Origin of the sequence: Cyanobium sp. Maggiore-St4-Cus, from assembly GCF_024345615.1 — a bacterium.
Classification (GTDB): Bacteria; Cyanobacteriota; Cyanobacteriia; order PCC-6307; family Cyanobiaceae; genus Cyanobium_A; species Cyanobium_A usitatum.
Window position 1 is genome coordinate 48,421 of the sequence record NZ_JAGQBL010000011.1, and the last position, 24,162, is coordinate 72,582.

28 protein-coding genes are annotated in these 24,162 nt (G+C 63.6%); 13 read left to right on the forward strand and 15 right to left on the reverse strand.

Going from position 1 to position 24,162, the window contains the following annotated elements; genetic code table 11:
- From KBY99_RS10995 to KBY99_RS11010, 4 genes are read right to left on the reverse strand one after another with little or no spacing between them, the layout of a single operon-like run.
- Nucleotides 1–645 (reverse strand): alpha-ketoglutarate-dependent dioxygenase AlkB family protein, encoded by a 645-nt coding sequence (locus tag KBY99_RS10995; protein WP_254999051.1) that lies wholly within the window; start codon nucleotides 643–645, stop codon nucleotides 1–3.
- The gene (locus tag KBY99_RS11000) at nucleotides 638–1,609 is read right to left on the reverse strand and encodes an RluA family pseudouridine synthase (RefSeq protein ID WP_315857987.1); all 972 of its coding nucleotides are present in this window, start codon (nucleotides 1,607–1,609) and stop codon (nucleotides 638–640) included. The genes KBY99_RS10995 and KBY99_RS11000 overlap by 8 nt, the downstream gene beginning before the upstream one ends.
- A complete protein-coding gene (locus KBY99_RS11005) occupies nucleotides 1,599–2,327 on the reverse strand; it encodes a response regulator transcription factor (protein WP_254999053.1) in 729 nt (242 codons plus the stop codon). Before KBY99_RS11005 ends, KBY99_RS11000 begins: the two co-directional genes overlap by 11 nt.
- 49 nt (nucleotides 2,328–2,376) lie before the next feature.
- A complete protein-coding gene (locus KBY99_RS11010; protein WP_254932172.1) occupies nucleotides 2,377–2,877 on the reverse strand; it encodes a hypothetical protein in 501 nt (166 codons plus the stop codon).
- Between the two features lie 19 nt (nucleotides 2,878–2,896).
- Between KBY99_RS11010 and KBY99_RS11015 the strand changes: the two genes are divergently transcribed.
- A complete protein-coding gene (locus KBY99_RS11015) occupies nucleotides 2,897–4,030 on the forward strand; it encodes a cysteine desulfurase family protein (RefSeq protein ID WP_254999055.1) in 1,134 nt (377 codons plus the stop codon).
- 76 nt (nucleotides 4,031–4,106) lie between these two features.
- Here KBY99_RS11015 and KBY99_RS11020 read toward each other — a convergent pair whose 3' ends face one another.
- Complete coding sequence (locus tag KBY99_RS11020; protein WP_254999056.1) at nucleotides 4,107–6,839, reverse strand: Calx-beta domain-containing protein; 2,733 nt, start codon at nucleotides 6,837–6,839, stop codon at nucleotides 4,107–4,109.
- 324 nt (nucleotides 6,840–7,163) lie between these two features.
- On the opposite strand from KBY99_RS11020, the gene KBY99_RS11025 reads away from it, so the two are divergent.
- The 4 genes from KBY99_RS11025 (at nucleotide 7,164) to KBY99_RS11040 (ending at nucleotide 11,188) form a co-directional block, all read left to right on the forward strand.
- A complete protein-coding gene (locus KBY99_RS11025; RefSeq protein WP_254999057.1) occupies nucleotides 7,164–7,931 on the forward strand; it encodes a hypothetical protein in 768 nt (255 codons plus the stop codon).
- Nucleotides 7,932–8,217: 286 nt separating this feature from the next.
- Complete coding sequence (locus tag KBY99_RS11030) at nucleotides 8,218–8,802, forward strand: phosphatase PAP2 family protein (RefSeq protein WP_254999059.1); 585 nt, start codon at nucleotides 8,218–8,220, stop codon at nucleotides 8,800–8,802.
- Nucleotides 8,783–10,528, forward strand: a complete 1,746-nt coding sequence (locus tag KBY99_RS11035; protein ID WP_254999060.1) for an ArnT family glycosyltransferase — start codon at nucleotides 8,783–8,785, stop codon at nucleotides 10,526–10,528. Before KBY99_RS11030 ends, KBY99_RS11035 begins: the two co-directional genes overlap by 20 nt.
- The gene (locus KBY99_RS11040; RefSeq protein WP_254999062.1) at nucleotides 10,529–11,188 is read left to right on the forward strand and encodes a phosphatase PAP2 family protein; all 660 of its coding nucleotides are present in this window, start codon (nucleotides 10,529–10,531) and stop codon (nucleotides 11,186–11,188) included.
- A 32-nt stretch (nucleotides 11,189–11,220) separates the two neighbouring features.
- On the opposite strand, the gene KBY99_RS11045 is transcribed toward KBY99_RS11040, so the two are convergent.
- The 3 genes from KBY99_RS11045 to KBY99_RS11055 are packed head-to-tail and all read right to left on the reverse strand — an operon-like array spanning nucleotide 11,221 to nucleotide 12,988.
- Entirely contained in the window at nucleotides 11,221–11,442 is a 222-nt protein-coding gene (locus KBY99_RS11045) for a hypothetical protein (RefSeq protein WP_254999064.1), read from the reverse strand.
- Nucleotides 11,443–11,494: 52 nt separating this feature from the next.
- A complete protein-coding gene (gene rsmH, locus KBY99_RS11050; protein WP_254999065.1) occupies nucleotides 11,495–12,379 on the reverse strand; it encodes a 16S rRNA (cytosine(1402)-N(4))-methyltransferase RsmH in 885 nt (294 codons plus the stop codon).
- 6 nt (nucleotides 12,380–12,385) lie between these two features.
- Nucleotides 12,386–12,988: a hypothetical protein gene (locus KBY99_RS11055; RefSeq protein WP_254999066.1), complete on the reverse strand. Its 603-nt coding sequence runs from the start codon at nucleotides 12,986–12,988 to the stop codon at nucleotides 12,386–12,388.
- Between the two features lie 138 nt (nucleotides 12,989–13,126).
- Here KBY99_RS11055 and KBY99_RS11060 point away from each other — a divergent pair, with 138 nt between their 5' ends.
- Together KBY99_RS11060 and KBY99_RS11065 are read left to right on the forward strand one after the other, a co-directional pair.
- The gene (locus KBY99_RS11060; RefSeq protein ID WP_254962066.1) at nucleotides 13,127–14,311 is read left to right on the forward strand and encodes an NAD(P)H-quinone oxidoreductase subunit H; all 1,185 of its coding nucleotides are present in this window, start codon (nucleotides 13,127–13,129) and stop codon (nucleotides 14,309–14,311) included.
- The gene (locus tag KBY99_RS11065) at nucleotides 14,301–14,756 is read left to right on the forward strand and encodes an acyl-CoA thioesterase (RefSeq protein WP_254999068.1); all 456 of its coding nucleotides are present in this window, start codon (nucleotides 14,301–14,303) and stop codon (nucleotides 14,754–14,756) included. The genes KBY99_RS11060 and KBY99_RS11065 overlap by 11 nt, the downstream gene beginning before the upstream one ends.
- On the opposite strand, the gene KBY99_RS11070 is transcribed toward KBY99_RS11065, so the two are convergent.
- From KBY99_RS11070 to menA, 5 genes are read right to left on the reverse strand one after another with little or no spacing between them, the layout of a single operon-like run.
- Nucleotides 14,753–14,941 carry a hypothetical protein gene (locus KBY99_RS11070; protein ID WP_106632696.1) on the reverse strand — a complete coding sequence of 63 codons (189 nt, stop codon included), beginning with the start codon at nucleotides 14,939–14,941 and terminating at the stop codon, nucleotides 14,753–14,755. The two genes, KBY99_RS11065 and KBY99_RS11070, sit on opposite strands and share 4 nt — an antisense overlap.
- Entirely contained in the window at nucleotides 14,919–15,185 is a 267-nt protein-coding gene (locus tag KBY99_RS11075) for a TM2 domain-containing protein (protein WP_254999071.1), read from the reverse strand. The genes KBY99_RS11070 and KBY99_RS11075 overlap by 23 nt, the downstream gene beginning before the upstream one ends.
- Complete coding sequence (locus tag KBY99_RS11080; RefSeq protein WP_254999072.1) at nucleotides 15,169–16,407, reverse strand: AMP-binding protein; 1,239 nt, start codon at nucleotides 16,405–16,407, stop codon at nucleotides 15,169–15,171. Before KBY99_RS11080 ends, KBY99_RS11075 begins: the two co-directional genes overlap by 17 nt.
- Complete coding sequence (gene menC, locus KBY99_RS11085) at nucleotides 16,404–17,393, reverse strand: o-succinylbenzoate synthase (protein ID WP_254999073.1); 990 nt, start codon at nucleotides 17,391–17,393, stop codon at nucleotides 16,404–16,406. Before menC ends, KBY99_RS11080 begins: the two co-directional genes overlap by 4 nt.
- Nucleotides 17,390–18,337 (reverse strand): 2-carboxy-1,4-naphthoquinone phytyltransferase, encoded by a 948-nt coding sequence (gene menA / locus KBY99_RS11090; protein WP_254999075.1) that lies wholly within the window; start codon nucleotides 18,335–18,337, stop codon nucleotides 17,390–17,392. The genes menC and menA overlap by 4 nt, the downstream gene beginning before the upstream one ends.
- 71 nt (nucleotides 18,338–18,408) lie before the next feature.
- Here menA and KBY99_RS11095 point away from each other — a divergent pair, with 71 nt between their 5' ends.
- Nucleotides 18,409–19,866 carry an isochorismate synthase gene (locus KBY99_RS11095; protein ID WP_261352597.1) on the forward strand — a complete coding sequence of 486 codons (1,458 nt, stop codon included), beginning with the start codon at nucleotides 18,409–18,411 and terminating at the stop codon, nucleotides 19,864–19,866.
- On the opposite strand, the gene gshB is transcribed toward KBY99_RS11095, so the two are convergent.
- The gene (gene gshB / locus KBY99_RS11100) at nucleotides 19,836–20,798 is read right to left on the reverse strand and encodes a glutathione synthase (RefSeq protein ID WP_254999076.1); all 963 of its coding nucleotides are present in this window, start codon (nucleotides 20,796–20,798) and stop codon (nucleotides 19,836–19,838) included. The two genes, KBY99_RS11095 and gshB, sit on opposite strands and share 31 nt — an antisense overlap.
- A gap of 3 nt (nucleotides 20,799–20,801) precedes the next feature.
- Complete coding sequence (gene grxC, locus KBY99_RS11105) at nucleotides 20,802–21,062, reverse strand: glutaredoxin 3 (protein ID WP_254942413.1); 261 nt, start codon at nucleotides 21,060–21,062, stop codon at nucleotides 20,802–20,804.
- 189 nt (nucleotides 21,063–21,251) lie between these two features.
- On the opposite strand from grxC, the gene prfB reads away from it, so the two are divergent.
- From prfB to KBY99_RS11130, 5 genes are all read left to right on the forward strand, one after another.
- Nucleotides 21,252–22,380 (forward strand): peptide chain release factor 2 gene (gene prfB / locus KBY99_RS11110; RefSeq protein WP_254999078.1). Its coding sequence is split into 2 segments (ribosomal slippage): nucleotides 21,252–21,326 and nucleotides 21,328–22,380, totalling 1,128 coding nucleotides; the frame shifts between segments, so codons are not numbered across the junction.
- The gene (locus KBY99_RS11115; protein WP_254999079.1) at nucleotides 22,373–22,543 is read left to right on the forward strand and encodes a DUF3285 domain-containing protein; all 171 of its coding nucleotides are present in this window, start codon (nucleotides 22,373–22,375) and stop codon (nucleotides 22,541–22,543) included. Before prfB ends, KBY99_RS11115 begins: the two co-directional genes overlap by 8 nt.
- 1 nt (nucleotide 22,544) lies before the next feature.
- Nucleotides 22,545–23,078 carry an rRNA maturation RNase YbeY gene (gene ybeY / locus KBY99_RS11120; RefSeq protein WP_254999080.1) on the forward strand — a complete coding sequence of 178 codons (534 nt, stop codon included), beginning with the start codon at nucleotides 22,545–22,547 and terminating at the stop codon, nucleotides 23,076–23,078.
- On the forward strand, nucleotides 23,075–23,512 hold the full coding sequence (locus KBY99_RS11125) for a diacylglycerol kinase family protein (protein WP_241518315.1): 438 nt from the start codon (nucleotides 23,075–23,077) through the stop codon (nucleotides 23,510–23,512). Before ybeY ends, KBY99_RS11125 begins: the two co-directional genes overlap by 4 nt.
- Before the next feature lie 23 nt (nucleotides 23,513–23,535).
- Nucleotides 23,536–24,153 (forward strand): anthranilate synthase component II, encoded by a 618-nt coding sequence (locus KBY99_RS11130; protein WP_254999081.1) that lies wholly within the window; start codon nucleotides 23,536–23,538, stop codon nucleotides 24,151–24,153.
- Nucleotides 24,154–24,162: the final 9 nt, after the last annotated feature.

A 24,162-nucleotide genomic window follows, 5' to 3' on the forward strand; every position in this document is an offset into this window, starting at 1 on the left:
CTAGGCAAGGGCCCGCACCACCCGAAACGTCAGGTTGAGGCGCTGCTGCTGCAGCCGCAGCCGGCGCGGCAGGGCGTGCTGCCACCACAGCTGGGTGGGGGGTTCCATCAACAGCAAATCGCCGTTTTGCAATGGAATGTTGAAAGGGGTGCAGTCGTCAAAACCAGCAGGCAACTGGCAGGAACCGGAGGCGACAGCGGCGCGATTGCGCGGGCTGGGCTGGGGCCGCAGGCGGAAGTCGCGGGGGGCTCCAAGGCTGAGGGAGGCGATCGGGGCGGTGGGCTCGAGCTCGGGTTCATCGTCCGCATGCCAGCCCATGGCGTCGCGGCCGTCGCGGTAGCGATTGAGCAGCAGGGAGTTGAAGCGCCAGCCCGTGAGCACATGCAGGGCCTCGCGCAGCTCGGCGGCAGCCGGCGACCAGGGCTCAATCACGTTGGCCAGGCCGCTGTAGCTGTAGCCGCAGCCGGGATCGGCCATCCAGCAGGTGAGCCGCGGCAGCAGGTGGCGGCGGCCATAGAGCGTGATCGCCTCCTGCTTCCAGGGCACCTCGAGCTGCAGGCGCTCCAGCAGCTCAGCCGCGGCGCTGGGCGCCAGCCAGGCCGGCCAGTGGCGCAGGTGCAGGCCCGGAGCTTGAACTTCAGCCATCGGCAGCTCCGCGCAGGGCCTCGGGCAACGGCGCCTCCAGCGCAAGCAGGTCGCCATCGGGGCAGACCAACCGCAGCCGGTGGGCGTGCAGGTGGTATCCACCGTCCCCCGGCAGAGCCTGCTCCGAGGCCAACCCGCCCGGGACGTAGAGCGGATCGCCCAGCAGGGGCGCCCCGGCGGCGGCGGTGTGGATACGGATCTGGTGGGGCCGCCCCGTAGCGATCGTGACCTCCACCAGCCAGGCCCGCTCGCCTCGCTCCAGCAGGCGCAACTCGCTGCGGGCCGGCAGGGCAGCCGGATCCGCCGGAGCCGCGGCCCATATGGTGCCCAGCCGGACATGGGGAGAGCGACCAATCGGCGTGGTGAGGCTGAGCTTTTGGTCGGGCTCCAGCGCCAGCAAGGGGGACTCGGGGACCGGGGGCTGGAGCAGGGCCCGGTAGGTCTTGCAGCAGGGTCGTTGCGCCGTGCTCTCCCGCAGCAGGGCGCTGAGCCAGGCGCGGCTGGCGGGGCGGCGGGCACACACCAGCAGGCCGGAGGTGAAGCGGCCTAGGCGGTGCACGGGCCGGGCCTCGGGCCAGCGGTCCTGGAGCTGGGCCAGCAAGGTGTGCTCCAGGAAGCCGCCGGCCGGCAGCACCGGCAGGCCGCTGGGCTTGTTGAACACCAGCAGGTCGCCGTCGTCGAACAGGGGGCTGGGCAACACCGGCACGGCCGCCTCCTGCCAGGGGGGCCGATGCCAGATCAGCTGATCTCCGGCTGCGAGGGCCCCATCGGCCTGGAGCTGCTGGCCGTTCCTGGAGATCTCCCCGGCGGCGAGGCGCTGCAGCCAATCGGTAGGCGTTGAATGGCGATAGCAACCGGCGTAAAAAGCGCTGACGCTCTGGCCGGCGGCCCTGGGGGCGATGCGATCCCCGTAGGCGAAGCCGCCATTGAGGGCGGGACCTAGCCAGCCTGGCTCAGTCAACAAGCCCGTGCTCGAGGGCGTAGCGCACCAGTTCGGTGCGGCTGGCGGTGCCGGTTTTGATGAACAGCCGACTGACGTACTTCTCGACGTTGCGGATCGAGGTTTCCAGCCGCCGGGCGATCTCTTTATTCATCATCCCCTCGGCCACCAGCTGCAACACGCTGGCCTCCCGCGGCGTGAACACATGCTCGGGCGCGCTGGCTGGCTTCTTGGCACTGCCCGTGGCGAGCAGGGAGCGAATCTCGGTGATCTGCTTGGACAGCTGGCCAATGTCGGCATCGGCGAAGCGGGCCGCCTCCGCCAGCAGCCGCTGCTGGCGCTTGACGACGTTGTGGACCCGGGCCACCAGCTCGTCAGGATCAAAAGGTTTGGGGATGTAGTCGTCGCAGCCGGCCTGGAAGCCGGTGACGCGATCAGCAGTCATGCCCTTGGCGGTGAGAAAGATCACCGGCGTGCCTCCCAGCCGCTCGTCGGCCCGCAACTTCTGGAGCAGGCCGTAGCCATCGAGGCGCGGCATCATCACGTCGCTGAGGATGACGTCGGGCAGCATCTCCTGGGCCACGGCCCAGCCCTCCTCACCGTCGTTGGCGGTGGTCACCGCAAAGCCCTCATCTTCCAGATAGGCCTTTACCGCCGTGCGCAGGCCGGGTTCATCGTCGACCAGCAGCAAGCGCACGGGCGTCGCTTCAGCTTCCTGGGCCGGGGTCAGATCTGGGTTCATGGCGGCCACTCTGCAAGTATCCAGTCGGCATGGATCAGTCTGCAGGCGCTCAGCGGGAGCGTCCAGGCACGATCTGCTCGGATTCCCGCAGGCTGCCGCTGTAGCCGAGCTGGCGGGCCAGGGGCCCCAGGCCAGCTGGATCCTTGCCGGCTTGCTCGGGGAAGCAGGTGGCCCACCACACCAGGTGGTCGATGCGATTGGCGGTCGTGATAGCTCCGCCCGGGTTCAGCTCGCGGATGTAGAGGTTGGGGCCATCGCTAGTAACCCGCATCGGCGCCGAAGGGGTGCAGCGGATGGTTTCGCTGCGCACCTTGACGTCGTTGGGCTGCTCATCCCAGAGCTTGATGCGCCATAGGCCGGGGGTCTTGGCATCGGCTACAGCCCCATAAATACCAATCGCCTGCTTGCCGCCCAGGCCGGGGCGCTCCTGCAGCAGCAGCAGTCCCGGCGGCCGGGCATCCTCGGGCCGCACCCCGCCGCCCTCCGCCCAGCTGGGTGGCGCCAGCGCTGCTGCAAGGGCCACCAGCAATAGGGTTCTGGTTGGCAACATGGAAGCCTGCAAGCACCCCATGCTCGCCTACCTCGACCACCACGCCACCACTCCCTGCGATCCGGCGGTGGTGGCGGCGATGGCGCCCTGGTGGAGCGAGCACTGCGCCAATCCAGCCAACCGCCTTTATCGCCCGGCCCTGGAAGCTGCCGCCGCCGTGGAGCGGGCCCGGGGCCAGTTGGCCCGAGTGCTGGGCAGCAGCGCCGAAACCGTGATCTTCACCAGCGGCGCCACCGAAGCCAACAACCTGGCTCTCAAGGGGGTATGCGAAGCGGCCCTGGCAGCTGGCAACCCCCGGCGGCGACTGGTGAGCCTGGTGAGCGAACACCGGGCCGTGCTCGACCCTCTGGCCTATCTGGGCCGCCATGGGTTTCCGGTGAGCCTGGTGCCCATCCAGCCCGATGGCCTGGTGGATCTAGCCCAGCTGGAGGTGGCCCTCGGCGACGACGTGCTGTTGCTGAGCGTGATGGCCGCCAACAACGAAATCGGTGTGCTCCAGCCCCTAGCCGCCATCGCGGCCCTCTGCCGGCAGCGGGGAGTGCTGCTGCACGTGGACGCGGCCCAGGCCGCCGGCCACATCCCCCTTGCCATCGACAAGCTGGGCATCGACCTGCTCAGCCTCAGTGGCCACAAGTTTTATGGACCCAAGGGGATAGGGGCCCTGCTGGTGCGCCCGGGGCTCAAGCTCGCTGCCCAGCTCCATGGCGGCGGCCAGCAGGACGGCCGCCGGGCCGGCACCCTGCCGGTGCCCCTGGTGGTGGGGCTAGGCGAGGCGCTGCTGCGAGCTGAGGCTGATCGGGAGGAGCGGGCCGGGCGGCTCGGAACCCTGCGAGACAAGCTCTGGGCAGGGCTGGAAGCCCTCGGCGGCATCGAGCTCAACGGCGCCGGAGCGCCGCGGCTAGCCCACAACCTGAACGTGACGGTGCAAGGGGTGGATGGCACGCGCCTGCACCGACTGCTCCGCCAGCGGCTCGCCGTGAGCAGTGGCTCGGCCTGCAGCCAGGGATCCCCCTCCCACGTGCTGGCGGCCTTGGGCCGCAGCCGCGCCGAGGCCGCCGCTTCGATCCGCTTCGGGCTGGGGCGTGGCAGCAGCGATGCCGAGATCACGCTGGCCATAGAAACAGTTGCGGCCGCGGTGCGGGAGCTGCGCTGAGCTCGCAACCCGTCCAAGGGTGAGCCAGATGAAGCCCACCTCCCCCAGAGGTGGCCCGCCCATCAGCAGAAGTGATCTAAACGAGGCTGAAGTTGTTGGCCGTCAGCGCACCCACCGTGATCGGATTGCTGCTGTCGAGGATGCCGATCAGGGCGATCTCGCTGGCGATCACGGCACTGTTACTACCGGCGTTGAAGCTGTAGAGGTAGGCATTGGCGTTGTCATAGGCAACGATGTACCCACTGCCACCGCGGCTGCTGGTGCTCAGGCTGGCGCTGCCGTTGGCGGCATTGAGCCCATCCAGTAGGGCGGAGCCGTTGGTGCTGTTGGCCAGATTGACATCGGCCTCGGTGTTATTGAAGTTGAAGGAGAACACATCAGAGTTGGTGGTGTTCAGGCTTACTCGGGATCCCTGGTTGACCACGGCCAGGAGTGGGGTGGTGCCGATGCGGCTGGTAAAGCTGTCGGAGAGCAGGATCTTCTCGCCCTGCGTTCCGGTGATGAAGTCGGTGATCGTGCAGCGGTTAGCGGCGCTGTTGATCCCGCTGAGATCGAAGCTATCGGTGCCATCGAGGCCGGTGAGGGTGTCGATGCCGCCACCGCCCTTCAGCACATTGGCGCCATTGTTCCCCGTGATCCGGTTGGCGCCGCTGTTGCCCGTGCCGTTGATGGCCGAGGTGCCGTCGAGCCGCAGGTTCTCGATGCCCGTAGGCAAAACCGTCGACGACGTCGCCACCAGGGTGTCGGTGAGCGTGGTGATGACGCTGCTGGGGCTGCCCAAGGTGGCATTGGTGGGCGCCGAGAGGCTGAGGTTGAAGGTTTCGTCGGCCTCGTTGAGGGTGTCGTTGGGCAGATTGATGGTGATGGTTTTGCTGATTTCGCCGGCGGCAAAGCTGAGGGTGCCGCTGCTGGCTGTGTAGTCCGAGCCCGCAGCGGCGGTGCCATTGGCTGTGGCGTAGGCCACCGACACGGCCAACGGGCTAGCCGCACTCATGGTCACCGTGTAGGTCACGTTGGTGCTCTGCCCCTCCACCACTGTCTGGGGTGCGCTGATGCTGAGTATTGGCAGGTCGTTGTCGAGGTTGGTGAGGCTGACGCTGCTGCTGAGCCCCTGGTAGGCGGAATCGATGGAGGCGCTAGTGAGGCTCATCTCATAGGCCTTGGAGCCATCGATCACGACGTCATCGTCAACTCCCGTAACCGTCACTGTCTGGGCGATGCTCCAGTTGGCGTCGGTGAAGGTGAGAGTGGATGGATTGGGGGTGCCCTCGTTGCTGTTGCTGCTGGCGATGGCGATGCTGACATCGGCCGTGGGGGCGGTTGCGAGTACGACGCTGAAGCTCGCCGTGCCGCCCGCCTCCGTGGTGGTGAGCCCGGTTGTGGGGGTGACGATCAGAGCCGGCACGGGGATCGGATTGATCAACGTTCCACTGATCAGGTATTGACCCAGGCTGGCGTAGTCGGTGTAGCCACTGGGCGGATTGGCGAGAGGGTTGCCGAAGCCCACCCCTTCGACACTGAGGTAGTAGTCACCAGCCGCGAGAGCCAGACTGAAGCTGGCATCGAGCCGATCGGGGGGAGTGCTGCTACCGACGAGAAAGCCGGAGGCGTCGTAGAGGTTGGCGGAGATGTCGAGGTTGGGCCCCAGGGCATCTAGGTATTGGGTGCTGAAGGTCCCATCGCCATTGGGGCTGAACACCCGGCAGGCATTGCGAATGCTGAGGGAGATGGAGCCGTTGCCGGTGCTGAAGCGAAACCAGTCGATATCCGTGCTGCGCTCGATAATCCCGAAGCTGCTGGGGGCCGTTCCACTAAGGGTGTAGGCGGTGCTGGCGCTGTCTCCGTAGTCGTCGACCCGGTAGGTGAAGCCATTGCCGGAGGGGACGTAGGCGTTGGTCACACTGCCGGTGATGATGCCGAGATCGTCTTCCTTGTTGTTGGCACCGATGTAGTCACCCTTGCTCCAGGTGGTGACGTTCTCGTCGTTATTGATGAAGGGGGCCCCCATGATCGTGCCCCAGCTGGTGACACCGGTGAGGTTGTCACCTTCGTAATAACTGAAATTGCTGCCGTAGCTGCCGCCGTCATGGCTCAGGCCAAGGCTGTGGCCAACCTCATGGCTCACGGTTTCCGCCGCCGCGTAGATGGAGGCGGCATCGGTACCGTTGTAACCGTTGAACACGAAACAGACTTCATCGGTGGCCCAGTTGAAGCTGCCCAGGTAGGCGCTACCACCACCGCCGGCATTGAAGATCGTTGCTTGGGTGACGAGGTTTTTGTTTGTGGTCATGGCCACCCGGATTCCCCAGCGGTTGTCACCGGTGCCAGATTTCTTCAGGTCTTCGCTGTTTGGTTCCTCGGTGGTGACGTCGATATTGAAGGGCGAGAAGTCTTCGGCAACCCGGCGCCAGATGTCCTGAATCGCCTGCTGGGTTACATCGGTGAAGCCTCCCTGGTAGAAGCCCCCTACCTGCAGTGCCCGGCCGTTCTCCCATTGGGAACTGGCTAGCGAGTAGCCATCGAAATCGAGGTAGATCCGGTGGTTGGCCCAGGGGTTGCTGTGCAGCTTAAAAGTGAGATCAAGGCCCAAAGCCGCCGCGGCCACACCTGCACCGGAGGCAACGGTGGTGCTGGTGACGAACAGCTGGGAGCAAGCCGGGCAGCGGCAAACGGTCGGCTCCGCTGCCGCGGGGCCAGCGCCGAGAAGCTCATGCACCAGGCTGGAGGTTCCATCAATACGAAGTAGCTCACTGCGAAGCTCCAGAGAGGACTCCGCTGCTGGGGAAAGGGTGAGCGGTGCAGAGGCCAAGGAGGATGGCCGATCTATCGCAGCCAGCTGCAGGCCGGTGAAAGCCCCGTCGGGGGCACTGGACGCCGCGGTCGAGCCGCGTCTGGCGCTTGGCTCGAGGGTCGATCCCGGTCGACGTTGGCGGCCCGAGAGTTGCCCTAGTAGCTCTTCAAGGAAAGAAAGATGTGCCGATTGGGCCCTATCCATCGAGATCCTGAGAAGAATTTGAATTGCTTATCAGCTTATTGATTACCCAGCTCAGCAGAACCAGTTGCATCAAATCCCCACAACTGGGATGCGCCCTGCTGTCTTCATAGCTACCGTCCGGCCCATATGCCCTTGATCATGGCCCTCACCCCTTCCAGCGACAGCCAACTGCACGTGCTCCAGGCCGTAGAAGACGGCTGGGCTGCTTTTTGCCGCGCCCCCTGGGCTTTTTTGCTGTTTGAGGCCCTCTCCGCCCTGATCCTGCTGCCCTTCGCCGCCCTGGCCGCCGTAGGCGGGGCCCGCCTAGCCAGTGTGAATGAGGTGATGGCTGTGCACCCCACGGGCGCCTGGGCCGCCCTGATCGTGGGCGTGATCGGCTACGTGATCATTGCCCTGTGGACCGTGATTGGCCTGACCCGCGGCGCCTGGCTGAGCCTGGAGGGCCGCAAGCCCTGCTTCGCCGACTTCACCCGTTGGGACCGTCCCGCCAGCGCCCGCCTGCTCGGTTCCGGCATCCTGCTGGCAATCGTCATAGCCGTGGCCGGTGCCATCGCCACCCTGATCGGGGCAGGCCTGGGCAAGCTCAACGAGGCCCTCAGCGTGATCCCCATGATCGTGGTGGCAATCTTCTACATCTGGCTGCTGGTCACCCAGAAGTTCCTGATTCAGGTTTCGTTGCTGGGCACCGCTAATCCCACCAAAACCATTGGTTCTGGCATGAACGTGGTGAATCCCAGTTGGTGGATGGTGCTGTGGCTCGGAATCATCGAGGGCGTGGTCCACACCATCGGCGGCCTGTTCAGCTACGGCGGCCTGCTGGTGGTGGTGCCCCTGGTGCTGTGCATCTCCACCGCCGCCTTCCGCCAGCTGTTTGGCGCCGAAGACCGCACCGGCCTGATCGGCTGAATTTAAAAATTCAGCAAGAGCACATCTAGCCCTCAAATTTAAGGCGACCTTAAGGGTCGGCAAAAAGAGGCTCGTTGTGCTCAACAGCACAATCCCGACGAAACCCTTGCTACCACAATAAGACTTAGCTATAGATCCATCGGTGCCTCCGATTGCCAGCAGTCTAAAAGCACAAGTAAAATATCTCAATTATTTAATAATAGGCCCACGGGTACCCCCCTTAAATTTATCAATTCTGCGTCAACGAGCAGCAAGGCTCGTCGTTTTATTGGTATGCGTTGGGCTTTTGGCATTCACGATTGACGTACCGATTGCCCTGCTTACCTCAACACACCCCCTCCCGAAAGAGATAAGCAATATCCTCCGCCTTTCAGAAATAGGAGGCCACGGCACTGGTGCAGCAATGATTCTCATTGCGGCTCTAGCGATAAAGCAAATCAACTGGCGCAAAAAGAGGGACCGATTAATTGCCTGCCAACTAATCGCCGGAAGCTACCTTGGGGCATTAATAGTTGACCTTCTAAAGCTAACGATAAACCGTGTAAGGCCCCATTCAGCACTGCTTAATCTACGAACCAGCTTTCTCGACACTTTCGGGCAAGAATTACTCAAACCGGATTCCGTTAGCAGATCTGCCCTAATGAGCTTTCCCTCAGGGCATGCGGCAGTAGCGGCAGGCCTTGCAGTTTCACTCTGCTGGTTTTACCCAAGAGGCAGATCAGTATTCATAGCCCTTGCAATACTTGCATCATTTCAGAGAATAAACAGCCTATCACATTTCCTGAGCGATATTTGCATAGGCGCAGCAATAGGAATAGCGGGGGCGTTAGTTTTTGCTCCCGCACCCAATCATGCTGACCGAGGCCAATGAGCCGGCAATACAAATGAAGATTTTATTTCAAAAGATTCACAACTGGATCAGGGTCAAAATCCAGGCTAATGATATTACCGCTACATTAATACTGGTTTTACTGTGTTTATTTCTATACCTTCCAGGTATCTCAAGCCTACCAGCCACAGATCGAGATGAATCCCGATACATGCAAGCAACAAAGCAAATGGTGGCGACTGGAAACGTAGTCGATATTCGCTTTCAAGACAAACCACGATACAAAAAGCCGGTGGGCATTTACTGGCTGCAAGCAACTGCCAGCAAAATGGCCAAACAAATAGGAATAGCCCCCACTGAGCGCAGCCCCTATCGATTGCCCTCCACAATTGGAGCAACAAGCGCTGTTTTGCTTCTCTATTTGGGATTTAGAAAAATAGTCGGCAATCTCCAGTCATTTTGCGCCGCAGTTCTACTGGCATGCAGCCTTTTAATCGTAGTTGAGGCTCATCTTGCAAAAACTGATGCAATGCAACTGGCTGCCATAGTTGCCATGCAGGCAGGCCTCGCACAGATTTATTGCATGCCTAAGGATCATAAGCTTCTGCGCGCACGCATATTCTTTTGGCTCGGTCTCGGTGTCGCATTATTGATAAAAGGGCCGGTCGCACCCGTTCTTGCCTCACTCACCTTGGCATGGATCTGCTGGAAAGATCGCAGCATCTCAACCTTAGTAAAAATACAACCATGGCCCTGGCTACTACTCCCTTTAATATTAATTAGCCCATGGCTTTTCAGCATTCAGGCACTTAGCGATGGGCAATTTGTACAAGATTCTATCCACCAGGATTTTTTTAGCAAAATTATCAGTGGCCAGGAAAGCCATGGTGCCCCACCAGGAACATATCTGTTAATCACACCATTTTTGCTCTGGCCTGCTTCCTGGCTATTGCTTCCCAAGGCTTGGGCAGGACTACGGAGATCTTCAGAAGCCCTTAGCCGTACAACACAATTCCTGTGCGGTTGGCTCGTGCCAGCCTGGATTATATTTGAATTAGTACCCACAAAGTTGCCTCACTATGTATTACCACTAATCCCACCTCTATGCCTTCTGGCAGGCATTGGCATCTTTCAACCCGATCGACTGCAAGATGTTACTTTGCTTAGGCTTTCTAAATGGCCACAAAGGGTTGGGATGTTTGCCTGGATAGCTTCGGGCTTAGCTCTCGCTATTGGCATACCCCTACTAAGCATTTGGGCTAGCGGCAGAGTAACCGTTGCCGCACTCCTAATAGCTCTGACTTGCATCTTCAGCGTATTGGCATTAGGGAAAATCAAGACCCCCAAAAGACAGCTATATGCTTCAGCCCTATCTGCAGTCGTTGTTTTTGGGCTTATTTTTGAAGCTTTTCTGCCAAACCTAAATAATGTTTGGCCAGCAGAACAAATTAAATCAATTATTGACTCCAACAATTTTGGCACATTGCCCGTCGCCGCGGCCTCATACCACGAGCCAAGCTTGGTCTTCAATCTGGGCACAGACACAACATTGACTGATCTTGATGGGATAATGCAGCATGCCGCAAAACATCCATCATCCATTTTAATAGTTGAATCAAAAGACGTCGATAAAACGAGAGAACAACTTTCGCCCATTAGCAATGTATTCAGCCTGGGAACATATAGCGGATTTAATTATTCCAAAGGGAAGCCTATCAATCTTTCAGTCCTAAAAAGTGATTGGATCAAAACAGATAAATCTAAATAAATGGGCGACCAAGACGCAACTATAAGAAAAATACTATTCTCCTGCTTGTTGGCTGGAATTATCATTGCGGTTGGCGATTTCAAGATCCTATCCTTCTTTAAATCGAATGCCTGGGTCCTAAAAGGAGACGTTTACTATCTTCTCAGGATTGGTGGAAGTATGTGGACATGGTTATTGATTTCAGCTTCGATAGCACTGGCATTTCCCCGGTCAGATTCTGCGTCTCCTTTAAGACTTAGGGTTGAGAGAGGAAGCGTATCATTAAAAATGGCTGCCATATCGATCTGTCTTAGCGCCGGCCTAGGAGGGCTTATTGCAGAATTTTTGAAACTGATTATTCGCAGAGAGCGTCCGATTGATCAAGAAGTTTATGTATTCCGGGCCTTCTCCGAACGAGCCTGGTCAACAAGTGGACTAGGACTGCCGAGCTCACATGCCGCAGTTGCTTTTGGTGGAAGTCTCGCCTTGATAACAATCTTCCCAACCCTGCGATGGCCCGCACTGGGGATGGCGATTGGCTGCGGATTCACAAGAATCAGCAGCGGCGCCCATTACCCAACCGATGTAGCAGCTGGAGCCTTGGTCGGCTGCTTTGCTAACTATCTTGCAGGGCTTTGGCTAAGAAGAGAATCATGGAAGCACAATCGGACAAGCAAATAAAAGTGTTTTAAATCAATAATAGATTCAATAGGTTACCTATCAGGATCGCGCAGCTTGCGAGCAATTACGCGGCATCTTTCGAGCTGATCCATCGAGAGCGCTTGGGATTGATAGCTACGCGCGCAGTGGTAAATCTCGTTAATACCTGCTTCATACTGAATATTGCCCATAAGAGTGGCATTGAGTGCGCCCCCCATAGCGGATCCAATCACGAATGTGGCAAGCGCCAGCGAATTTGCTTGTTTCTCTTCCATGGGCAAATTGAATTCCTCAAACGTCCTTACATAGCATCTAGTCATCCTCCAGCTACTCACTGCGCCGCTGTGCCACCCGCAGCCGGGCGCTACGGCTGCGCGGATTGGCTTCGGCCTCCTCGGGGCTGGCCTTAATCGCCTTGCGGGTTACCCGCTCCAGCCGATCGTCGGCCAGAAAGGCCGTTTTCACCCGCCGATCTTCGAGGGAGTGGAAGCTGATCACAGCCAGCAGCCCGCCTGGCTCCAGCCAGTTGGGTGCGTTGTGCAACAGCTTGTCCAACACCCCCAACTCATCGTTTACGGCAATGCGCAGGGCCTGAAAGGTGCGTGTGGCTGGATGGATGCGGCCGCGACGGGCCGCCGGTGGGTAGCAACCGGCCACCAGGTAGGCCAGCTCGGCGGTATGGCGCTGCGCCCAGGGCCCCTGCTCCTTGAGCTTGCGGGCGATACGGCGCGACAGCCGCTCCTCGCCGTAGGCGTAGATCAGGTCTGCCAGCTCACTCTCGCCGGCACTATCAAGCAGCTCCCCAGCCGTCTCGCCGCGCTCCGGGTTCATGCGCATATCCAACGGCCCCTCGAGCCGGAAGCTGAAGCCCCGGGCCGCCACATCCAGCTGGGGACTGCTCACCCCCAGATCGGCCAGCACCGCTACCGCCGGCTCGGCAGGCATGTAATCGGCGAAGTTGGCTGCCACGATTGTGACCCGATCGCCAAATGGGGCGAGGCGCTCGGCGGCGGCGGCACGGGCGCTTGGGTCCTGGTCCAGCCCCACAAGTCGCAAGCCGGGATTGGCCTGCAGCAGCAGCGCGCTATGGCCGCCGCCGCCGAGGGTGCAGTCGATCAGCAGGCCTGCTGGCAGGCAAGCAAAGCCCGCCAGCACCGCCTCGGCCAGCACGGGCACATGTTCAAACAAGCCGCTGCCGGCGGGATCAGCCATGGCCATTCAGCGGCGGCGGCGGTGGGGAGAAGCCCAACGGGCTAGCCGCTGGCCCAAGCCATGGCGAAAGCGACCCCACCAGCTGGGCGCAGGGCGAAAGCGGCGGCAGAGCTCGGGCAGCTCCCGCTCCAGTTCCGGGTGACCAAGCACCTGGAGCAGGGTCTGCAACAGACCGAGTTCCGCCGCCTTTCCCTGGCCATCCGCCGCCGCAAACAGGCAGTAGCAGCGGGCAATGGCTAGCCGTTGGACGGGATCTGCGATGGCGGCAAGGCTGGCGCTGATCCGCTTGGGATCGGGTGGGCCATGCAAATCCGCGCTCTGGCGCTGGACATCGCTGAGGCGCAGGCTCTTCATGCAGAAGTAAAAAAGCTCCCATTCCTCCTGGTCAAAATCGCCATCAGCCAGGCTGAGGGCCCGGGCGCCCTGCAGGATCGCCAACCCCACCTGGCTGCTCTCCTCCGCGGTGGGAAGCACTGCCCTGAGGCTGTCAATAAGCAGCTGGCGCTGGCGGGCCGCCCGGAGCTGGTGTGGAGCCAGCAGCCAGCGCGAGAGGGTTGCGGCTGCCGGTGCCGTGATCCTTCGCAAAGGCGCTTGCTGGTGCTGACCCATGGTTTGCGCGGATTCAACACGGCCCCAGCAAGCTTAGGAGCCCTATCCGGGGCCGCTGGTGCGATCTTCTTCGTCAGAGATCGTTTAGCGGGCGCTTCCTTCCTAAGATCACCGCAAAGCGCTTAACCCCTCGGCCCCATGACGCAGCTGGAGACGCGCACGGAACCGATGGTGGTCAACTTCGGCCCCCACCACCCCTCGATGCACGGGGTGTTGCGGCTGGTGGTGACCCTCGATGGCGAGGACGTGGTGGATTGCGAGCCGGTGATCGGCTACCTCCACCGCGGCATGGAGAAAATTGCCGAGAACCGCACGAACGTGATGTTCGTGCCCTACGTGAGCCGCATGGACTATGCGGCTGGCATGTTTTATGAGGCGATTGTGGTGAACGCGCCGGAGCGGCTGGCCAATGTGCCCGTGCCCAAGCGCGCCAGCTACATCCGGGTGCTGATGCTGGAGCTAAACCGCATCGCTAACCACCTGCTTTGGCTTGGCCCGTTCCTGGCTGACGTGGGCGCCCAGACCCCGTTCTTCTACATCTTCCGCGAGCGGGAGATGATCTACGACCTGTGGGAAGCGGCCACCGGCCAGCGGCTGATCAACAACAACTATTTCCGCATTGGCGGGGTGGCGGCTGATCTGCCCTACGGCTGGCTGGAAAAGTGCCTCGACTTCTGCGACTGGTTTGGTCCCAAGATAGATGAATACGAAAAGCTAATTACCAACAACCCGATCTTCCGTAAGCGAATTGAGGGTCTAGGTGTGATCAGCCGCGAGATGGCGATCAATTGGAGCCTGTCGGGCCCGATGCTGCGCGCCTCAGGGGTGCCCTGGGACCTGCGCAAGGTCGACCATTACGAGTGCTACGACGACTTCGACTGGGACGTGGTCTGCGAACAGGAGGGTGACTGCTATGCCCGCTATCGGGTGCGCGTCAAGGAAATGCGCGAATCCCTCAAGATCCTGCGCCAGGCCTGCGCCATGATTCCCGGTGGAGCCACCGAGCACCTGGAAGCCCGCCGCATGGCGGAGGGCAAGGGCAGCGAATATTCCGGCTTTGATTACCAATATGTGGCCAAGAAAGTAGCCCCAACCTTCAAGATTCCCGAAGGTGAGCTCTACACCCGCCTGGAATCGGGCAAGGGCGAAATCGGGGTGTATCTGCAGGGCAACAACGACGTCACCCCCTGGCGCTTCAAGATCCGCGCCGCCGACTTCAACAACCTGCAAATCCTGCCCCACATCCTCAAGGGGGCCAAGGTGGCCGACATCATGGCCATCCTCGGCTCAATCGACGTGATCATGGGATCGGTTGATCGCTGATTCCAGCAGCTGGCTGCTGCTATGCCGCACCGTGCGCTTCGGGGACACCGATGCCGCCGGGGTGATGCATTTCCACCAGCTACTGCGCTGGTGCCACGAGGCTTACGAAGAAAGCCTGGAGCTCTATGGCCTGCCTGCCGCTGAAATCTTTCCAACCCCGGGGCACATACCCGCCATTGCCCTGCCGCTAGTGCATTGCAGCGCAGACTTCCTTTCTCCCCTTGTCTGCGGCGACCCCCTAGCAATCCAGCTGGAACCCCGGCGCCTGGATTCCGGCAGCTTTGAGGTGCACTACAACTTCCGCAGCGGCGAGAGGGCCGCAGCCAAGGCACTCACCAGGCACCTGGCGATCGAGACGGCCAGCCGCCGGCGCTGCCCCTTGCCAGCTGGGCTGCAGCGCTGGCTGGAAGCATCGAGCCTGGGCCAGGGCATCCAGCCGCTTTAGGGCCGGCTGAAGACATAAAGCAGCGCCGCCAACTGCAGGGGCAGCAGGGCCGCCATCAGAGCCAGCGGATGCAAGCCGTCGTGGGGAATAGCTGCAGCCAGGCCAAAACTGAGGGCACCAGCTCCAGACAAAAGCAATAAAACCGGGGCCCGGGCTAAGAGCTCAGAACCAATCTTTTTGGCCATCTAGGTATTCGGCTTCAAATTCTGCATTGGATTTCGTCAAGTAAATGACGCCCTCAATAATACCAATGACCTGAAAAACAAAATAGCCCACCCCGCAGGTCAGAAGCGATACCACCAGCATGATTACCGCCGCCTTGGTGTAGCCAAGAATGAATTTGTGCACCCCAAAGGCGCCCAGAAAGATTCCGGTGAGACCCGCCGCCAGCTTCTTATTGCTGATTTCGGTCTCAGACAGGCTCGACATCGACTGACGCGGGAGAGACGACCTCAACAGCTTCTAGCTGATCGACCCAGGCCCGCCAATGATTTCGTTGCCATTTGCCCAGCTCCGCTGGCGCCAACTCGGGGCAGCGCAGCCACCGACCCGGCCGCTCGGCCGGTGGCCAGGAATCACAAATCTGCTGCAACGCCAACTGCAGCTCCTCCCAACCCTGCTGTGTCGAGCTGGGCCGCACCAGGGCCACCAGTCGCTGGCCCCAGTTGGGATCATCGATTGGCAGCAGCAAAAGCGCCTCCAGTCGCAAGCCAGCGGCCTGGGCCAGCTGCGCCAGCCGCTGCTCCAGCTGCTCGGGGAACACGGTTTCACCGCCACTGTGAATGGCTCCATCGAGGCGTCCCAGCAGCTCCAGCCCCGATGGACGCAGCCGGCCGGCATCACCACTGCGCCACCAGCCATCGGCCGCGCGCGGCAGGGGCTGGAGCCGGCCAGCCTCCAGCCAGCCCGGACTGAGCCGCTCACAGCGCACCTCAACGGCCTGCTCCGCCCCTAGCCGCAGCTCCACGTCCCCCAAGGGGGCGCCGCAACCCGAAGCGCCCGCCAGGAAAGCTTCGGGCGCCAGGGCACACACCATCGCCGCCGTTTCCGTGGCCCCGTAGCAAGGGGCCAGCCACAACCCTGCCAGCCTGGCCCGCTCCGCCAGCGCCGGCGGCAACGGCGCCCCACCCACCCAGATCAGGGCCAAACGCTGCAGCCAGGCCACGCCCTCGGCAGCAGCCAGCAGCCGCTGCAGCTGGGTAGGCACCAGGGAAAGCAAGGCCGGACGGCCTGGATCCAGCGGGGCAGCCGCAGCCAACAGGGCCGGATCGCGCATCCAGGCCGGATCAAGGCGCTGGTGGCCGGCACCCCAGTGCTGGGCCCGCACCCAGGGCAGCAGCCCACTGACGTGATGCAAAGGCAGGGAGTTGAGGTGCAGGCAGCTCGCCGGATCCAGCCCCAACCCCTCCAGCCAGCGGCCAGTAGACGACGCCGAAGCCTGCAGGTGGGCCAGGGGCTGCAGGCACCAGCGGCGACCGCCCGTGCTGCCGCCACTGCCCAGCACCACCCCCGGCCCCCAACACTTCTCCAAAGAGCCAAGGCCATCGGGCCCGATCGCCGCCGCCAAAGCCTGCTGGTCGCTGGCGGCCGGGCCCGCCAAGGCCACCAGGCGGCCGGCATCCCAGAGCTTTTGCAACTGCTCGGGCGTCATGGCTGCTGATCTCGGCTGATTTGGGCGGCGGCAGCCCACACCGCTGCCGGATCGGCGCTGGCCAGGGCTCCGGGGGCTTGCCAACCCGGCGCCAAGCCCGGCGCCGCCGGCGTGGGGCCCTCGGCCTGCAGGGCTGCCAGATGCTCTAGCCAGCGGCGGCCGATGCCGGTTTCAAAGGCTGTGCTGAGCATCAGCCGCGGCCTGCCCCGCTCCAGGGCCGCCAGCAGCACTCGAGGGTCCCCCTCCTGGCTGGGGCGGCGCACCTGCCAGCCCGGCCAACTGCTGCGCAGGCCCGGGTCGCACTGCAACGATTCATCCAGAGCCACGGGAACCTGGGCCGCCAAGGCCTCCAGGCCCGCCTGGTCGGCCGGGGCTAGGGGCTGCTCCAGCCACTGCAGCCGCGGCTCGCCCGCCAAACGCGCTGCCCAGGCCGCCGCCGTGGCCCGGCTCCAGCCGCCATTGGCATCAAGGCGCAAGCGGGCGGTTGCTGGCAGGCGCTGCAGCAGCTGCTCCAGCAGCTCACGCTCCAAGCCATCGGCGCAAACAGCCAGCTTCCACTTGAACACCGGAGCCGGCCCCAGCTCGGGCTCAAGCTGCTCCAAAACCTCAATGGCGGCTGGTCCTGCCGGCAGCAGCCGGGCCGCAGGCGGCGGCGGCAGCCAGCGACGACGCGGCAAGCCGGCCAGCTCGGCCAGGGCAGCCCCGAGGGCAAAGGCAAGGGTTGGGGGCAACTGGCCCGCCTGCAGCAACCTCTCCAGTTCGGCTGAGCCATAGCTGGCATCCAAAGCAGCGAGGGCCGCCGGCAATTGCTCCAGCTGGCCATCGAGGGGGGCGGCCTCGCCCCAGCCCAGATCGCCCTGGGGGCTCTGCAAGCGCAGCAGCCAGCCGCGCCGCTGCTGCACGGTGCCTGCAGCCGTAACCAGGGGCTGGGGCAGGGCGAAGCCGAAGGGCCGCCACTGCAACTGCAGCAGGCCCCCATGGCTCATCCTGTGAAGCGCCCCAGGGCCAGGCCCAGGGCCAAACCCAAACCATTGAGCGCCTGAAAGCGCAGGGCCAGAAATTTGCTGCCGCTAATCCGCCCAGGCTCGCCATGGTGGCGCTGCAACAGGGCGATCAGCTGACGGGCCGGCGGCAGACCGATCACGCCGAGCAGGGCCGTGAGCGGCCACTGGCCCAGCAGCACCGGCGCCCACTGCAGGGCCAGGCAGCCGGCCACAAACCAGGGCACCAACCCCGAGGCAGCCGCCGTACCCAGATGCACCACCGGCGAACGCTTGCCATGGGCGGCGTCCTCATCAACCTGGTGGAAATGGGAGCAGAACAGCACCAGGGTGGTGGCGAGGGCTGGGCCACTGCCAAGGGCCAGGGCGATGCGCCAGGGCACCCCGCTGGCCCCCGCTGGCGCCAGGGCCAGCAGGCCGGCGGCGGTGGCCAAGGGGCCGAAAGCGAGCCAGCAGAGGGGCTCACCCAGGCCCCGATAGCCCAGCCGAAACGGCGGCCCCTGATATAGGTAGCCCAGGCCGCAGCAGGCCAGCACCAAAGCCAGCACCGCCGGGCTGCTGCGCCAGGCCACCAGCGCCATCAGAGCCAGGCCCAGCAGCAGGCAGCCGTTGGCCAGCCCGGCCACCCGATCGCGCCGGCCGGTGAGATTCACCAGGGAATGGGGCTTGCCGTCGGCATCCACGCCGGTATCGGCATCAAAAACATCGTTGGCCAGGTTTTCCCAGGCCAGCAGCAGCACCGCCGCCAACAGAAACAGCAGCAGCTGGTCAAACCGCACCGGCAGGGCCTGGCCTAGGCGCCAGCCGGCGGCCAGCAGCACCGGCATCACCGCCACGGCGTACATCGGCCACTTGATCGCCGCCTGCCACAGGCGGCGGCGATCGACGGAATTGGCGTAACGGCTTGCGACGACCTTGGGCTCAGTCATGGGGGCCGCAGGCGGCAGCCACTGCAGGGCCCATACATTTGAGCAGCTCTTCGTCGCGGCCCCGGCCCTTCCTGGTGCAGGCCCCTTCTTCCTTCACCGATTCAACGGGTGATTCATTCACCAATTTGCTTGCCGCCGCCAACGAGCGGGCGCGCCAGCTGGAGGAGGAGGGCGTCCTCAGCCTGGCCCTGCCCCTGGCCGGCGGCGACCCGATGCTGCTGCTACCCCATCTGGAGCCCGAGGATGAAGCCCTGGCTCCAGGCGGCGACAGCTTCCGCTTCCTGTGGGACGGGGCACCGGGGCTCTGCATCGCCGCCGCCGGCCGCACCAACAGCCTCGAGCTCAGTGGTCCGCGCCGCTTTGAGCTGGCCCAGCGTTTTGCCAGCGCCTGCCTCAGCCGCCTAGCCACCCCGGAGAGCGGCCCGCCCCTGGCCCGGCCGCGGGTGCTGTTGGCCTTCGGTTTCTTTGAGGCGTCCCTGCTGCCGGGGCCTACCTCCATCCCTGGCGTACAGGCCGTGCTGCCGCGTTGGCAGCTGAGCCGCCAGGGCCAGCACTGCTGGCTGCGGCTGCAGCGCAGCCTCGGCGGCGGCGTGACGCCGCGTCAGCTAGCCGAAGAGCTGTGGGAGCAGGCCCGCCGGCTGGAGCGCCTGGTGCAACAAGACGGGCTGGAGCCGGGGGTTCTCAGTCGAATCGCCATCCACCGCAGTTCGCCATGGCAGGAGAGCTACCGCTCCGCGGTTGAGCGGGGCCTGGAGCTTGTGGAGAGGGGCGAGCTGGAAAAAGTGGTGCTGGCCGTGCGCCAGGAGCTGCAGCTTGAGGCCGCGCCCCATCCCCTGGCCCTACTGGCCCCCCTACGGCGCCACCAGAGCGGCAGCTGCCGCTTTCTGTGGCAACAGGCCCGCGGGACTGCCCTGATCGGCGCCTCCCCCGAACGGTTGCTCACGGTGCGCCAGGGGCAACTGCGCAGTGATGCCCTAGCGGGCACCGCCCCAGCTGGAGAGCAGGCCGCAGGGCTGCTGCACTCCTGCAAAGATCGCCATGAGCATGAGCTGGTGGTGGACACGATCACCGCCGTACTCGCCAGAGCGGGCCTCAACCCGCGGCGACCGCGCCATCCGCGCCTTGCCCGCCACGGCCAACTGGTGCATCTGCACACCCCGATCACGGCAGCCCTGGGCCAGCACCAGCCCCTGAGCATCGCCGCCGTCCTCCATCCCACCCCTGCTGTGGCGGGCCTGCCGCGGCGCGAGGCGATGGCCTGGCTGCGCAGCCTGGAGCCCTTCGAGCGCGGCCACTACGCCGCCCCAATCGGCTGGATCGACAGCGCCGGTGACGCCGACCTGCGGGTGGCGATCCGCAGCGGCACCCTGCGGGGCGACCGGCTTGAGCTCACAGCCGGTGCCGGCCTAGTGCGGGGTTCAACGGTGGAGCGGGAGCTGCAGGAGGTGGCCCTGAAACTGGGCGTACTGCAGCAGCAGCTCAGCTGCGCCACCGACCATCAAGCAGCCAGCAGCCGCGCCATCGTCTGATCCGCCAGGGGAATCCCGGCCAGCCGCTCCACCTCGCGCACGCCGGTGGGGCTGGTCACATTGATCTCGCTGAGGCGGCCATCGATCACATCGATGCCCACAAAAAACAAACCTTCAGCCCGCAACGCTGGCGCCAACTCAGCGCAGATAGCCCTCTCCGGCTCCGTGAGCTCCGTTACCTCCGGAGCACCGCCCACGGCCAGGTTGCTGCGGAACTCGCCACCGGCGGGGATGCGATTCACCGCCCCCAGGGGCTCGCCATCCACCAGCAGGATGCGCTTATCACCAGCTCTCACCCCGGGCAGGAAGGCCTGCACCATCACCGGCAGCTGCTCCTGGCCAGTCACCAGCTCCAGCAGGGCCCGCAACCCCGGCATTGCTGCAGAAGCAAACACCACCCCCTGGCCAGCCCGCCCCCCCAGGGGCTTAAGCACCACCTCGCCGTGCTCGGCGGTGAAAGCGGCCAGCGCCGTCACCCGGCTAGCCACCAGGGTGGGTGCCATCAGCTGGCTCCAGCGCAGGGCACTGAGTTTTTCGTTCCAGGATCGCAGCGAAGCGGGCCGGTTGAGCACCCGCACTCCCTGACGCTCCCCCAGCTCCAGCAGATGGGTGGCATAGAGATAGGCCTCATCCACCGGGGGGTCCTTGCGCATCCACACCCGCGGAAAGGCGGTGAGGGGCAGCAGCTGGGGATCGCCAAGTTCAAACCAGGGCTCGCAATTCACGGGGGTGGCCACCACCCAGGCGCCATGGCCTTGCGGGGGAGGGCCTTGCAGGGGGTCTCCTGGCACCGCGGCGGCAGAAAGATCGGCGATGGTGCAAACCCACACCTGCTCGCCTGCTCGCTGGGCTGCCTGCATCAGGGCAACGCTGGAATCTTTGGCTGGATTGAGCCGGGCGATCGGATCGATCACAAACAGTTGGGATGCCACCGCTCAGCTCGCCAGCAGAACGTCGAGCTGGCCGGAGCGCTCGAGGGCATGCAGATCGTCGCAACCACCCACGTGCTGGCCATTAATGAAGGTCTGGGGCACGCTGCGGCTCCCGCCGCTCTTAGCCGCCATCGCCGAGCGGGCCGACTCGTCGCCATCGATGGCAAATTCGGCGTAAGCCACTCCCTTGCGGTCGAGTAGGGCCTTGGCGCGCACACAGAAGGGACAGGCCCGCCAGGTGTAGATCTCAACGGTGGCGGCCATTTAGACGGCTCCGGTCAGGTTTTGTTGATCGTAGAAGCGGGCCCGGGCGCGCGGGCCCGGGAGCCTCACACCTATATCGATTAGCTAAGCCATGACTTAGCCAATCAACAAAACCGCTCCCCCAGCCCCGCCCCCTAGCGGCGGAGCTGGCCGGCGCTGATACCGTCAAGCAACTATCCAGCTGCACCGGTGCTCGATCTCACCGACTTCAAGCGCGACCTCTCCGAACTCACTGACCGCCTGGGCAACGCCCAGGACTGTCTTTGACGTACCGGCCCTGAAAGCCCGCCAACAGGACCTTGAGCAGCTGGCCTCCCAGGGCGACTTCTGGGACGACCAGAAGCAGGCCCAGGTCAAGATGCGCCAGCTCGACGAGGTGAAGGCTCAGCTTGAGCAATTGGCGAAATGGCAGGCCAGCGTCTCCGACGGGGAGGCCACCGTGGAGCTCTACAACCTCGAGCCCGATGAGGAGTTGCTGGCCGAATCCAACCAGGCCCTGCAGTCCCTCAAAGCCGATTTGGATCGCTGGGAGCTCGAGCGCCTGCTGAGCGGCCCCTACGACAAGGAGGGCGCCGTGATCAGCATCAACGCCGGTGCCGGCGGCACCGACGCCCAGGACTGGGCCCTGATGCTGATGCGGATGTACACCCGCTGGGCCGAAGACCACGGCATGAAGGTGAGTGTGGACGAGCTCAGCGAAGGGGAAGAAGCCGGCATTAAGAGCTGCACGATCGAGATCGAGGGCCGCTATGCCTACGGCTACCTGCGCAACGAGAAGGGCACCCACCGGCTGGTACGGATCTCGCCGTTCAACGCCAACGACAAACGCCAGACGAGCTTCGCCGGCGTGGAGGTGATGCCCCAGATCGATGAGGACGTGAAGCTCGACATCCCCGACAAGGACCTGGAGATCACCACCTCGCGCTCCGGCGGCGCTGGCGGCCAGAACGTCAACAAGGTGGAAACGGCCGTGCGCATCCTGCACATCCCCACCGGCCTGTTTGTGCGCTGCACCCAGGAGCGTTCCCAGCTGCAAAACAAAGAGAAGGCGATGGCCCTGCTGATGGCCAAGTTGCTGGTGATTGCCCAGGAGCAGCGGGCCTCCGAAATCGCCGACATCCGCGGCGACATTGTGGAAGCGGCCTGGGGCAACCAGATCCGCAACTACGTGTTTCACCCATATCAGATGGTGAAAGATCTGCGCACCCAGCAGGAAACCACCGACGTGCAGGGCGTCATGGACGGCGATCTCGATCCCTTTATCCAGAGCCTGCTGCATGCGGGCGTCGAGGTAGCTGGAGGCGGCAGCGATGACTGATCCCCAACCCAGCGAAAACCCCAGCTTCATCAAGCTGGCGATGCGCAACATGGTGCGCAAGGGCCGCCAAAGCTTGTTTCACTTCGGCCTCACCGCCATCGGGCTCACGGGCTTCCTGGTGCTCATCGCCTGGCTCGGCCGCCCCCAACTACCCGGAGGCTGAGATGGCCACCTCGACCAATCTCGACCTGGCCTTTAGCGCTGATCCCGATCTGGCCGATCCCGATCTGGAAGTGGCCCCGCTGCTGTTAGATGCCGATCAGTGGCAGACACGATTGAGCGCCTGGCTACACCAGCTGGCCCCGGAACTCCCCGCCGCCCTGCAAGCGCCCGCCTACAGCCTGGGGCTGAGCCTGGTGACTGACGCCGAAATCGCCGAGCTCAATGCCGACTGGCGCCAGAAGGAAGGCCCCACCGACGTGCTGGCCTTCGCCGCCCAGGACGAAGCAACCGATGGCGCCCCGCCAATGCCGGCATCCGGGGAGGCGGAGCCCCTGGAGCTGGGCGACATCGTCATCTCCATAGAAACGGCAGCCCGCCAGGCACCGGAGCATGGCCACGACCTGGAGCAGGAACTGCTGTTTCTGGCTAGCCATGGCCTGCTGCACCTGCTGGGCTGGGACCACCCCGACGAAACCAGCCTCGCCGCCATGCTGGCGCGCCAGGAAAGGCTGGTTAAGGTGCCGGCGGAGCCATGATCAACCTGCGCCCCTTACCGACCCCAGAAACTCGTGGGCGCCGCCTCAGGGCCCGGGCCTGGACTGTGGCCAGTGACCTGCCGGCGAGTTTTCGTTATGCCGCCCAAGGGCTGGCCTACGGCTTTGCCAGCCAGCGCAACTTCCGCATCCATGTGATCACCGGGGCGGTGGTCTTTGGCCTGGGGCTGTGGCTGCAACTACCCACGGCCCAACTGGCCGTGCTGGTGCTCACCGTGGCGGCCGTGCTGGTGCTGGAGTTGCTCAACACCGCCACCGAAGCGGTGGTGGATCTGGCCATCGGCCGCCAGTTCCACCCCCTGGCCAGGATTGCCAAGGACTGCGCCGCGGCGGCGGTGCTGGTGGCGGCCCTGTCGTCACTGATGATCGCCCTGCTGCTGCTTGTGCCGCCGCTGCTGAGCCGGCTGGGCCTTTGAATGGGGGCAGGCCTGGCGCGGCGATGCTTCTCGTTCTCGACAACTACGACAGCTTCACCTTCAACCTGGTGCAGTACCTAGGCGAGCTGGCCGCCGAGCACCCGATTGCAGCAGAGGTGCGGGTGGAGCGCAATGACGCCCTGACCCTGGAGCAGATCCGCGCCCTGGCCCCCGCCGCGATCTTGATTTCACCGGGTCCCGGCGACCCCGACCAGTCGGGGGTGTGCCTTGAAGTCCTGCGGGAGCTCAGCCCCACCATCCCAACCCTGGGGGTTTGTCTGGGCCACCAGTCGATCGCCCAGGTGTATGGCGGCAAGGTGGTGCGCGCCAAAGAGCTGATGCACGGCAAGACCTCGCCGGTGCACCACAGCGGCCAAGGCGTGTTTGAGGGGCTGCCCAACCCGCTCACCGCCACCCGCTACCACAGCTTGATCGCCGAGCGCGAATCGCTGCCCGACTGCCTCGAGATCACCGCCTGGCTCGACGACGGCACGATCATGGGCCTGCGCCACCGCGAATTCCCCCACATTCAGGGGGTGCAGTTCCACCCCGAAAGCGTGCTCACCCAAGAGGGTCACGCCCTGCTGGCCAACTTCCTGCGCCAGGCCAGCCAGCCAGCCACAGCAAGTCAGTTGGGTTAGCTTCACAGC

What these genes read in the sequence shown, in the direction of transcription:
- KBY99_RS10995 (WP_254999051.1), bottom strand. Translation starts at nt 645, where the DNA reads ATGGCTGAAGTTCAAGCTCCGGGCCTGCACCTGCGCCACTGGCCGGCC.
- KBY99_RS11005 (WP_254999053.1), bottom strand. Translation starts at nt 2,327, where the DNA reads ATGAACCCAGATCTGACCCCGGCCCAGGAAGCTGAAGCGACGCCCGTG.
- KBY99_RS11010 (WP_254932172.1), bottom strand. Translation starts at nt 2,877, where the DNA reads ATGTTGCCAACCAGAACCCTATTGCTGGTGGCCCTTGCAGCAGCGCTG.
- KBY99_RS11015 (WP_254999055.1), top strand. Translation starts at nt 2,897, where the DNA reads ATGCTCGCCTACCTCGACCACCACGCCACCACTCCCTGCGATCCGGCG.
- KBY99_RS11025 (WP_254999057.1), top strand. Translation starts at nt 7,164, where the DNA reads ATGGCCCTCACCCCTTCCAGCGACAGCCAACTGCACGTGCTCCAGGCC.
- KBY99_RS11035 (WP_254999060.1), top strand. Translation starts at nt 8,783, where the DNA reads ATGCTGACCGAGGCCAATGAGCCGGCAATACAAATGAAGATTTTATTT.
- KBY99_RS11040 (WP_254999062.1), top strand. Translation starts at nt 10,529, where the DNA reads ATGGGCGACCAAGACGCAACTATAAGAAAAATACTATTCTCCTGCTTG.
- KBY99_RS11045 (WP_254999064.1), bottom strand. Translation starts at nt 11,442, where the DNA reads ATGGAAGAGAAACAAGCAAATTCGCTGGCGCTTGCCACATTCGTGATT.
- rsmH (WP_254999065.1), bottom strand. Translation starts at nt 12,379, where the DNA reads ATGGCTGATCCCGCCGGCAGCGGCTTGTTTGAACATGTGCCCGTGCTG.
- KBY99_RS11055 (WP_254999066.1), bottom strand. Translation starts at nt 12,988, where the DNA reads ATGGGTCAGCACCAGCAAGCGCCTTTGCGAAGGATCACGGCACCGGCA.
- KBY99_RS11060 (WP_254962066.1), top strand. Translation starts at nt 13,127, where the DNA reads ATGACGCAGCTGGAGACGCGCACGGAACCGATGGTGGTCAACTTCGGC.
- KBY99_RS11070 (WP_106632696.1), bottom strand. Translation starts at nt 14,941, where the DNA reads ATGGCCAAAAAGATTGGTTCTGAGCTCTTAGCCCGGGCCCCGGTTTTA.
- KBY99_RS11075 (WP_254999071.1), bottom strand. Translation starts at nt 15,185, where the DNA reads ATGTCGAGCCTGTCTGAGACCGAAATCAGCAATAAGAAGCTGGCGGCG.
- KBY99_RS11080 (WP_254999072.1), bottom strand. Translation starts at nt 16,407, where the DNA reads ATGACGCCCGAGCAGTTGCAAAAGCTCTGGGATGCCGGCCGCCTGGTG.
- menC (WP_254999073.1), bottom strand. Translation starts at nt 17,393, where the DNA reads ATGAGCCATGGGGGCCTGCTGCAGTTGCAGTGGCGGCCCTTCGGCTTC.
- menA (WP_254999075.1), bottom strand. Translation starts at nt 18,337, where the DNA reads ATGACTGAGCCCAAGGTCGTCGCAAGCCGTTACGCCAATTCCGTCGAT.
- grxC (WP_254942413.1), bottom strand. Translation starts at nt 21,062, where the DNA reads ATGGCCGCCACCGTTGAGATCTACACCTGGCGGGCCTGTCCCTTCTGT.
- KBY99_RS11115 (WP_254999079.1), top strand. Translation starts at nt 22,373, where the DNA reads ATGACTGATCCCCAACCCAGCGAAAACCCCAGCTTCATCAAGCTGGCG.
- ybeY (WP_254999080.1), top strand. Translation starts at nt 22,545, where the DNA reads ATGGCCACCTCGACCAATCTCGACCTGGCCTTTAGCGCTGATCCCGAT.
- KBY99_RS11125 (WP_241518315.1), top strand. Translation starts at nt 23,075, where the DNA reads ATGATCAACCTGCGCCCCTTACCGACCCCAGAAACTCGTGGGCGCCGC.
- KBY99_RS11130 (WP_254999081.1), top strand. Translation starts at nt 23,536, where the DNA reads ATGCTTCTCGTTCTCGACAACTACGACAGCTTCACCTTCAACCTGGTG.